Source organism: Anaerostipes sp. CAG:276 (assembly GCF_000432215.1).
Lineage (GTDB): Bacteria > Bacillota > Clostridia > Lachnospirales > Lachnospiraceae > Anaerostipes > Anaerostipes caccae.
Genome location: NZ_FR889201.1, coordinates 85,152 through 94,683, shown reverse-complemented (window position 1 = coordinate 94,683; position 9,532 = coordinate 85,152). Strand labels below are relative to the sequence as shown.

General features: G+C 45.0%; 8 protein-coding genes and 1 pseudogene. 2 read left to right on the top strand and 7 right to left on the bottom strand.

The features are described 5' to 3' along the window. Positions 1–164 (bottom strand): annotated as a pseudogene (locus tag QVP35_RS16735) (16S rRNA (cytosine(1402)-N(4))-methyltransferase); the annotation flags it as partial. A gap of 138 nt (positions 165–302) precedes the next feature. Here QVP35_RS16735 and QVP35_RS13105 point away from each other — a divergent pair. Then, entirely contained in the window at positions 303–1,538 is a 1,236-nt protein-coding gene (locus QVP35_RS13105; RefSeq protein WP_006565561.1) for a peptidoglycan-binding domain-containing protein, read from the top strand. 136 nt (positions 1,539–1,674) lie between these two features. Here QVP35_RS13105 and QVP35_RS13100 read toward each other — a convergent pair whose 3' ends face one another. Beyond that, positions 1,675–2,466, bottom strand: coding sequence for a MerR family transcriptional regulator (locus QVP35_RS13100; RefSeq protein ID WP_009290761.1), 792 nt, complete (start codon positions 2,464–2,466; stop codon positions 1,675–1,677). 76 nt (positions 2,467–2,542) lie between these two features. Between QVP35_RS13100 and QVP35_RS13095 the strand changes: the two genes are divergently transcribed. Beyond that, positions 2,543–3,862 (top strand): MATE family efflux transporter, encoded by a 1,320-nt coding sequence (locus tag QVP35_RS13095; protein ID WP_009290760.1) that lies wholly within the window; start codon positions 2,543–2,545, stop codon positions 3,860–3,862. 72 nt (positions 3,863–3,934) lie between these two features. Here the strand turns inward: QVP35_RS13095 and QVP35_RS13090 are convergent, their stop codons facing one another. The 5 genes from QVP35_RS13090 to QVP35_RS13070 all read right to left on the bottom strand — a co-directional run. Next, positions 3,935–5,911: a sodium-translocating pyrophosphatase gene (locus tag QVP35_RS13090; RefSeq protein WP_009290759.1), complete on the bottom strand. Its 1,977-nt coding sequence runs from the start codon at positions 5,909–5,911 to the stop codon at positions 3,935–3,937. Between the two features lie 149 nt (positions 5,912–6,060). Then, positions 6,061–7,131 (bottom strand): branched-chain amino acid aminotransferase, encoded by a 1,071-nt coding sequence (locus tag QVP35_RS13085; protein WP_009290758.1) that lies wholly within the window; start codon positions 7,129–7,131, stop codon positions 6,061–6,063. A gap of 69 nt (positions 7,132–7,200) precedes the next feature. Further along, on the bottom strand, positions 7,201–7,698 hold the full coding sequence (locus QVP35_RS13080) for a dihydrofolate reductase (protein ID WP_009290757.1): 498 nt from the start codon (positions 7,696–7,698) through the stop codon (positions 7,201–7,203). A gap of 9 nt (positions 7,699–7,707) precedes the next feature. Next, on the bottom strand, positions 7,708–8,556 hold the full coding sequence (thyA, locus tag QVP35_RS13075) for a thymidylate synthase (protein WP_006565567.1): 849 nt from the start codon (positions 8,554–8,556) through the stop codon (positions 7,708–7,710). Further along, a partial coding sequence (locus QVP35_RS13070) for an AI-2E family transporter (RefSeq protein WP_288187917.1) occupies positions 8,553–9,532 on the bottom strand: 980 nt, incomplete at its 5' end. The genes QVP35_RS13070 and thyA, both read right to left, overlap by 4 nt.

The following is a 9,532-nucleotide window of genomic DNA, read 5'->3' as shown; positions in this document are numbered from 1 at the left end:
ATATGCATCCCGGCAGGGGTACTGCCTTTTTGAATGACTTTTGCAACCGTATCCGGATATTGGTCCGGATGAAGTTCCTTATACTTTTCTTTATAATTTCTGGGATGGGTCCCGCTGTACCGAATACGTCTCTTGTGCTTTTGTTTTTCTTCCTGATTATCCATGATTACCTCTTTCTCTTTTTGCTTCCTATTCTTTTCTAATGTTATCATATTTCTTAAATCTAGGAAACACACATCAGAAGTGACTCTGGTTATATTTTTATCACACCGGCATATAGTAAAAGAAAAAGGATTTTTTAAATGGCAGACAAAGGAAACTTAAAAATTCAAGTAAACTCTACCATTGGATATGTTCCGGTGCGGAATGCTACTATATCTATCTCCTATACCGGAGAATCCGATCAGGTTCTCGAGGAAGTAACCACTGATCAGAACGGACAGACCGAAGAGGTAGCACTTGATGCTCCGCCGGTGGAATACAGCCTTTCCCCGAGTGAAAATCAGCCATACTCAGAATATAATCTGCATGTGACGGCGCCCGACTATGAGCCGGTAACGATCTCGGGAGCTCAGATTCTGGCAGATACAAATGGTCTCCAAAATGTTTCCATGGTTCCCCTGGAAACTGCATCTACAACACTCGATAATATAGTCATAGGCCCTCATACTCTCTGGGGGGATTATCCTCCTAAAATTGCAGAAGATGAGATCAAGCCAGTCAATGAATCCGGTGAGATCGTACTTAGCCGGGTAGTGATTCCCGAATTCGTCATTGTCCACGACGGAGCTATTACTGACCAGACTGCCCAAAACTATTATGTGCGCTATAAAGACTACATTAAGAATGTGGCTGCCTGTGAAGTTTACTCAACATGGCCTCGTTCGACCCTGGAGGCCAACATTTTGGCAATCATGTCCTTTACTCTCAACAGAGTTTACACTGAGTGGTACAGAAACAAAGGACACGACTTTACGATTACTTCCTCCACTGCATATGATCATAAGTGGATCAATGGAAAGACAACATATGATTCCATCAATACGATTGTAGATGAAATCTTTGCCAGCTATCTGTCCCGGCCGAACGTACGCCAGCCGATCCTGACACAATACTGTGACGGCAAACGGGTAAGCTGTCCGGAGTGGATGACACAGTGGGGATCTAAATATCTGGGAGATCAGGGATATACTCCTATCGAAATCCTCAGATATTACTATGGAGAAAGTATGTATATCAATACCGCGGAGCAGATTTCAGGCATTCCTTCCTCCTGGCCGGGTTATGATCTGACCATAGGCTCCACCGGTGATAAAGTCCGTCAGATGCAGGAACAATTAAACCGGATTGCGAAGGACTATCCTTCTATCCCTACGATACCGGTGGACGGCACATACGGACAGCAGACGGCCGATGCGGTAAGAGTATTCCAAAATGTATTCGGCCTTGGGCAGACCGGAGTCGTAGATTATCCGACCTGGTATAAAATCAGCGAGATTTATGTGGCTGTAAGCCGGATTGCGGAACTTAACCCTTGAGTTTTTCTCACTATTTCCGTCACGCTTTAAAATGCGTTCCTCCAATAGTGATAAAAAACAATCGCTGGCTGGCTCCTCTTGTTCAAAGGACACTTATCCGGCAAAAATAACGTCCATTCATAAAGGCGGTGGGTTTTTATTTCCCACCGTCTTTTCCTTTATATATCTGCAGTTCTAAGAAGTATCTGTCTTTTGGCTGTTTTCCGAAATAAAAGTCTGTTTCTACTATTAATAGATCTTCTGGCTGGTTTTTTGTCTCTGCCTCTTCATCGATTCTGGTGTCCTCAGATACGCTGCACTCATAAGTTCCCTCCGGCAGACTGAAAATCCCGGGATCTTTTACATCTGTCTGCTGTATCTCCAGGAAGATATAAGATTTGGCTTCTCCCCCTTTTCTATGATGTATGATACCCTGCTGATAAAAAACCGTCAGCTCCAACTTTTGGGACAGCGAATATAATTTTGTCACTTCACTCATATACGCTTTATCATCCGTGGACGGGTGATTCCAAGGCAGCGCGATGACCATTCTCTCCCCAATATATTTGCTGTAACTGTCACTGCCCTTATTCCGTATTTCCTCGGCTCCCCTGATCCGCCGTTCCAGCCCGTCTATCTGGAACAGTGTGTCCTGTATCCTTTTGGCTTTTTCCTCTGCTTTTTTCCTTCCGTCTTTCAGCAGTCCTTTCATATCTAAATGACCCTCATTATCCATATACTCCTGCATCTGTTTCAATGGAATGTCCAGCCCAAGGCACAGCAGGATCATGTCAAGCATGAGCATCTGCTCAATTGAATAATATCGGTAACCGGTATCGGGATTTATATATGCAGGCTTTAGTATACCGAGGCGGTCATAATATCTTAGAGATTTAATGCCGACTCCTTTCATCTTGGAGACTTCCCCGATTGTCAAATATTCTTTCATTTAATTCCTCCTTGACTCTCCCATGATGGGATACTTTATACTTTTATTATAACAAAAATTTGGAGGTTATTTTATAATGAACAAACATAAATTTTATCAGTTTGTGATACCGTCAGTCTGTGCATCTATGGTAACCGGATTGTATTTTGTGGTTGATGGTATCTTTGTAGGCCGCGGGGTCGGTTCAAACGGTCTTGGCGCCATTAATTTAGCAGTTCCCTTTATATGTATTTTGACTGCAGTTGCCATGATGATCGCTATGGGAGGATCAACCATTACATCCATCTTCATTGGTCAGGGAAATGAACAAAAAGCTCTGCGCTCATTTATGAACAGCATTTATCTGGTGTTGATATTTTCAGCTTTTATGACAGTGTTCAGCTTTTTGTTTTCAGACCAGATTGCCAGGCTCTTAGGGGCACGCGGAGATCTTCTATCTCTTACATCTGATTATCTCCGGTACTATATTTTATTCGGAATCTTCTTCTGCATGGCTATGGTACTAGCAGCGTTTGTGCGGAATGACGGAAACCCGAAACTGGGACTGGCCGGTATGGCGGCCGGAGCTTTGAGCAATGTCTTTCTCGACTGGCTGTTTATCTTTGTCTTTCAAATGGGAATCCACGGAGCGGCCGTCGCTTCCGGTCTTGGGCAGGTAATTTCCTGTATGATTATGCTTCCTCATTTTATTCATGGGAAAGGAAGGCTGAAGCTAAAGCTTCTTCCTATAGAAAAATATTACACTTCAGAGATCCTGAGACGGGGGATACCGGAACTGATCACTCAGATGAGCCAGCCGGTCACCATCTTCTGCTATAATCTGATCGTCATACGTTATCTTGGAAACATCGGGGTATCTGCTTTTTCCGTAGTATGTTATCTTTTAACACTGGTCTTCTCCGTATTTATCGGCGTTTCTGACGGGATACAGCCGTTGATCAGCCGTTCCGCCGGAGAGGGAAAGAAAGAACTGGAACGCTGCTTCCTCAAAAAAGGTATCGCCGTAAACTTTCTTCTTGCTTTCCTCCTGTATGCCGTACTGCTCTTGTTTGGAGAACCGGTCATTCACATCTTTAACCGGGAACCGGCGCTGGTAAAGCTTGCCGGTGAGAGTTTATCTGTCTACGGAGTCTCCTTTTTGTTTGCGGCAGTCAATATGATCTTTACTACTTACCATCTGGCGTCCAAAAGGACATTCAAAGCCCTGACGATAGCCTCACTGAGAAGTTTCATCATAAATGTCGCATTTATCTTTCTCATGCCTGCAGTCTTTGGCAGGCAGGCCCTCTGGACCGGAATTATCGCAGCAGAATGTACAGTAACCTTCATCGCTGTTCTCATGATGAAAAAATCATCTGATTCTCATACCTGCAGTGCAGCGGCCGCAGAAAACTGAATTCCAACGAAACCTGTATTAGGACAAAAAAATCCATGGAACCTTTCGATTCCATGGATTTTAATTCATTTCTTATAAAATTCCGCCGATACTTAAGAATAACGGTGCGAATACTAAAGCTACGATCGTCATTAACTTGATCAAAATGTTGATTGACGGTCCTGATGTATCTTTGAAAGGATCACCTACAGTGTCACCGACAACAGCTGCTTTATGGGCATCGCTGCCTTTTCCTCCGTGATGTCCTTCTTCAATATACTTCTTCGCATTATCCCAGGCTCCTCCGGCATTTGCCATGAAGATCGCCATCATAACTCCAGATGCCAAAGATCCTACTAATAATCCTCCGAGAGCTTCCACTCCTAAGAGAACACCGATGATCAACGGGGCAATGATTGCCATAACACCCGGAAGAAGCATTTCTTTTAATGCTGCTGATGTAGAAATCTCAACACAGTTCTTATAGTCCGGTTTTCCTTTTCCTTCGAGGATTCCCGGAATCTCTTTGAACTGACGGCGTACTTCCACGATCATTTCGTTTGCTGTCTTACCAACAGACTGCATGGTGAACGCTGAGAACAAGAACGGAAGCATTCCTCCGATCAACACACCTACGATTACTTTCGGATCCAGACAGTTGATTGTTGCCAGGTCAACAGCCTGTGAATAAGCAGAGAACAGAGCCAATGCGGTTAATGCTGCTGAACCGATGGCGAATCCTTTACCCATAGCCGCTGTTGTATTACCTACTGCATCAAGTTTATCTGTGATCTTACGCACAGATTCGTCTAACTCAGCCATCTCTGCGATACCGCCGGCATTATCCGCAATCGGTCCGTAAGCATCAACTGCTACGGTAATACCTGTTGTGGAAAGCATACCTACCGCCGCGAGAGCGATTCCATATAAACCTGCAAACTGATATGCAACGATAACCGCGATACTGATGAAGATAATCGGGAATGCTGTGGATTCCATTCCCACTGCAAGTCCTGAAATAATCGTTGTCGCAGATCCTGTCTCAGACTGATCAGCGATCTTCTTAACTGCGCCGTAGTCACTGGATGTGTAGAACTCAGTTAATTTACCGATAATATTACCAACCAGGACACCGCCAAGGATTGCCCAGAAAGTATCCAGGTTTCCGAAGAACTGACGGCTTAAGAAGAATGCCGCAATCAAAACGATGACACTTGAGAAGTATGTACCTCCGTCCAGTGCCCTGTGCGGATTCTGGCTCTTCGTATTTACTACAAAAATAACACCGAGAATAGATGCCGCAATTCCGATCGCTGCAAGTACCAGCGGGTACACAGCCCCTTTTACGCTGAACGCTACAACACCGATGGTAATGGCAGATACGATAGATCCGACATAGGATTCATATAAGTCGGCACCCATTCCTGCTACGTCACCTACGTTGTCACCCACGTTGTCGGCGATAACTGCCGGGTTTCTCGGATCATCTTCCGGGATACCTGCTTCTACTTTACCTACAAGGTCCGCTCCGACGTCAGCGGCTTTTGTATAAATACCACCGCCTACACGGCCGAACAATGCCACAGAGGATGCTCCCAAACTGAATCCTGTCAGTACGCTGACATCTCCAGTCACCTTGTAAACCATAGTAACACCGAACAGTCCAAGACCTACCACAGTAAGTCCCATAACGGCACCGCCGGAAAACGCGATGGATAAAGCTTTGCTCATCCCGCCTGATCTTGCTGCCTCTGCAGTCCTTACGTTTGCTTTTGTTGCTGTATGCATCCCGATAAATCCTGCAAGAGCAGAAAAACATGCTCCCACTAAAAAGCATACTGCTGATACCCAGCTCTGAATTCCAAGGCCGATCAATACAAATACTACAATACAAAATACTACAAGCAGCTTGTATTCTGCCCTTAGAAATGCATGGGCTCCTTCGTTGATCGCTCCGGCGATTTCTTTCATCTGGTCATTTCCTTCATCCGCACCTTTTACTTTCGTCATCAGTGCAAATGCAACAACCAGAGATAAGATTCCGGCTGCAATCGCAATGTACATTTCCATTGTCCAATCTCCTTTCATTTCCTCATAATATATGAATTTGAGTTTATGACTTTTAGTCACGTTTTAATATTATACCAAAGTCATTTCAAGAATACAATATTTCAATTAAAAAAAGACTGGAAGAGAGGCTCCTCTTCCAGACGTAACATTTATTTGATTTCCACAATCCATCCATGGGTATCTTCGATTTTGCCCAGCTGGATTCCGCTCACAGTGTCATAGAGTTTGTGGCTTAATTCGCCGATTCCTCCGTCTTTTACCTGCATGATCTCATCTCCCCAGCGCAGTTTGCCAACCGGTGAGATGACGGCCGCGGTTCCGGTTCCCCAAACTTCTTCCAAAATTCCTGCTTTGTGGGCTTCATAGATCTCATCTATGGAAATCCGCTTTTCTTCTACCTCATATCCCCACTCTTTGCAGAGCTGTATCACTGAGTCTCTGGTAATACCCGGCAGAATACTTCCGTTTAGTTTCGGAGTCACTACCTTGCCGCCGATCTTGAAGAAGATATTCATAGCTCCTACTTCTTCTATATATTTTCTTTCCACTCCGTCCAGCCAAAGTACCTGGGAATATCCTTCATCATGTGCTTTCACCTGGGATAAAATGCTGGCCGCATAATTGCCCCCGGTCTTGGCTTCTCCGATTCCTCCGCGTACAGCTCTTACGTAGTCATCTTCGATCCAGATGCTGACAGGGTCCAATCCTTCCGGATAGTAAGGTCCTACCGGTGACAGAATGATAATGAACTGATAGTATCTGGAAGTCTTCAGGCCCAAAAACGGATCTGTACCGATAATAAACGGACGGATGTATAAAGAATGGTCCGGTTCACTCGGAATCCAGTCCTTGTCCAGCGCAACTAACTGCTCAATCGCCTGGATGTAGTCTTCTTCCGGGATTTTCGGAATACACAGCCTGTCAGATGAACGGTTAGATCTCTTTGCGTTCATGTCCGGGCGGAATAAATTCACGTTTCCGTTTTCTGAATTATATGCCTTCAGCCCTTCAAAAACACCCTGTCCGTAATGAAAGATCGTTGCAGCCGGAGACAATGTGAGATCAGCATAGGGAACGATGCGCGGATCATACCATCCCTTTTCCTCATCATAGTCCATCACAAACATGTGATCTGTAAAAATGGTCCCAAACAGAAGCGGATCATCTTTTCCCGGTTTTTCTTTCGGACACTGTGTCTTTTCAACTTTGATATCTAACATGTTATCTCTTCCTTCCTGTTATATGTAGTTTTTCATTAAGTTTTATTATGAAACTTTTTGAATCTTCTGTCAATCGTCATTCCGTCTTTGATACTTCAAAAATACATATTCAAGGTCAAAATAAGTCTGTTCTTCACTTTCTTTTACAATCTCCCACTCTTTTCGTGCGTCAAGATCCGGAAAATAGGTGTCTGCATCATATGCATAGTCGAGTCTGGTAACATAGGCCGTATCACAGTAAGGAAGCATCATCCGGTATATACTCTCGCCCCCGATGATAAAGATATCTTCATCCGCATATTGTTTAAGTTCTTCAAACAATTCTTCCCGGCTGTGGACCACAATGGCTCCCCGGCCGTCGTAATCCTGATCTGTCGTCAGGACGATGTTCGTCCTCTTTGGAAGAGGCATGCCGTTTGGAAAACTCTCCAATGTCTTTCTTCCCATCACTACGACTTTTCCTGTCGTCGTCTGCCGGAACATCTTCATGTCATTTGGGATATGAACTAAAAGCTGGTTTTCCCTGCCGATCCCCCAGTTTTTGTCCGCATTCACAATCAAATTCATATTTCTCTCCTATATGGCAATGGGGATATCCTTAATCTGCTCCCCTGCTTTGTAATCTTCTATCTTAAAGTCATCCAGAGTAAACTCATAAAAGTCTTTCACATCGGGATTCATGGAAAACTTCGGTGCATCATAAACCGGGCGCTTAATCAGTTCCTCTATGATCGGAATGTGCCGGTCGTAGATGTGTGCGTCAGCGATCACATGGACAAACTCTCCCGGCTCCATGCCGCACACCTGTGCCAGCATATAAAGCAGAACCGAGTACTGGACTACATTCCAGTTATTCGCCGCCAGAATGTCCTGAGATCTTTGATTTAGGATGCCGTTCAGGACAAGCTTTTCATGGCCCGGTTTCTTGGTCACGTTAAATGTCATGCTGTAAGCACACGGATAAAGGTTCATCTCATGCAGGTCCTGATGAACGTAAATATTCGTCATGATCCTGCGGCTGTATGGATTGTTCTTTAAGTCGTAGATCACCCTGTCTACCTGATCCATCATGCCTTCCGCATACTGATGCTTTACCCTCATCTGATAGCCGTATGCCTTACCGATGGATCCGTCTTCGTCTGCCCATTCATCCCACACATGACTCTTTAAATCATGGATATTGTTTGACTTCCTCTGCCAGATCCAGAGCAGTTCGTCTACAGCAGACTTGACAAATGTCTTCCTCAGTGTCAGCGCCGGAAACTCCTTTGACAGGTCATAACGGTTCACAACGCCAAACTGCTTGATCGTATAAGCCGGTGTGCCGTCCGGCCATTTGGGCCTGACCTTTTCTCCCTCTGTGCTGGTTCCATTTTCTAAAATATCTCTGCACATGTTGATGAACAGAGTATCTGCGTAACTCATGATTCTTTTCCCTCTCTTTCTCTTCTGTCAAGTTCTTCTTTTATCTGTTCTTCTTCCTTCTCACTGTTGATCGTCAGCATCTCGATCCTTCGCTGGAAGAATGCAATCTTCCGGTCAAAGATCCCCAGCTTATATAGATTATACACAAAGATGCCCAGAATTAAAGCAAGAAGCATGCCTCCAATGCCCGAGAGCTTTAAACCGATATAAATCAAAAACAAAGTGGCAAGGGGTGAAATCCCCATACTGTCTCCCATCATCTTAGGCTGAAGCACCTGTTTGGTCACAAGACAGATCACATAGATGATCAGCAGTATAATGGCGGTCTTAATATCTCCTGTGAGGATCTTGTAGAGTGCCCAAGGGATGATCGCCGTCCCGGTCCCAAGAATCGGCAGCACATCAAGAATCGCGATCACAACGGCCAGGAAAAATGCATAGCTGATCCCCGCAAGGATAAAGCCGATCCAGAGAATCGCAACTATAATGACCATGATCTTTACCTGTGCCCAGCAGTAGCTTGCCAAAACTCCGAGTGTATTGTGGTAAAAGATACCGATCTTATGACGGACCATCTTTGGAACGTGCTTTTCATATCCCTGCACAATCTTATCCTTATCCACGATAAACAAATATGAGGCAAAGAACATAACCACCGTTCCGATAAATCCGCTGGTCATGCCTTTGGCCACATTGCCGGAATGTTCCATGCCGTAATTCCCGATGGCACTCACTGCCTTGTCCAGCACCTTGTCCGTGGAACCGAGCATCGTATCAAACTTTACTCCCATTCCATATGGCAGAGAATCCAGAAGGTGCACTGCCTGTTCTTTCAGATTCATCAGCTGTGTCTGGACCGTCTCCCTCAGATCCGGAAGATTGGCCGCAAATCCCACGATCTGGGCGGCCAGCTGGCTGACAATAAATGAGATCAGTGCGATCAGGCCTGCAATCACCGCAATAATGATCAGTGCCG

Excerpts from the sequence above, each read along its gene's own strand:
- QVP35_RS13105 (WP_006565561.1), top strand. The coding sequence starts at position 303 with ATGGCAGACAAAGGAAACTTAAAAATTCAAGTAAACTCTACCATTGGA.
- QVP35_RS13100 (WP_009290761.1), bottom strand. The coding sequence starts at position 2,466 with ATGAAAGAATATTTGACAATCGGGGAAGTCTCCAAGATGAAAGGAGTC.
- QVP35_RS13095 (WP_009290760.1), top strand. The coding sequence starts at position 2,543 with ATGAACAAACATAAATTTTATCAGTTTGTGATACCGTCAGTCTGTGCA.
- QVP35_RS13090 (WP_009290759.1), bottom strand. The coding sequence starts at position 5,911 with ATGGAAATGTACATTGCGATTGCAGCCGGAATCTTATCTCTGGTTGTT.
- QVP35_RS13085 (WP_009290758.1), bottom strand. The coding sequence starts at position 7,131 with ATGTTAGATATCAAAGTTGAAAAGACACAGTGTCCGAAAGAAAAACCG.
- QVP35_RS13080 (WP_009290757.1), bottom strand. The coding sequence starts at position 7,698 with ATGAATTTGATTGTGAATGCGGACAAAAACTGGGGGATCGGCAGGGAA.
- thyA (WP_006565567.1), bottom strand. The coding sequence starts at position 8,556 with ATGAGTTACGCAGATACTCTGTTCATCAACATGTGCAGAGATATTTTA.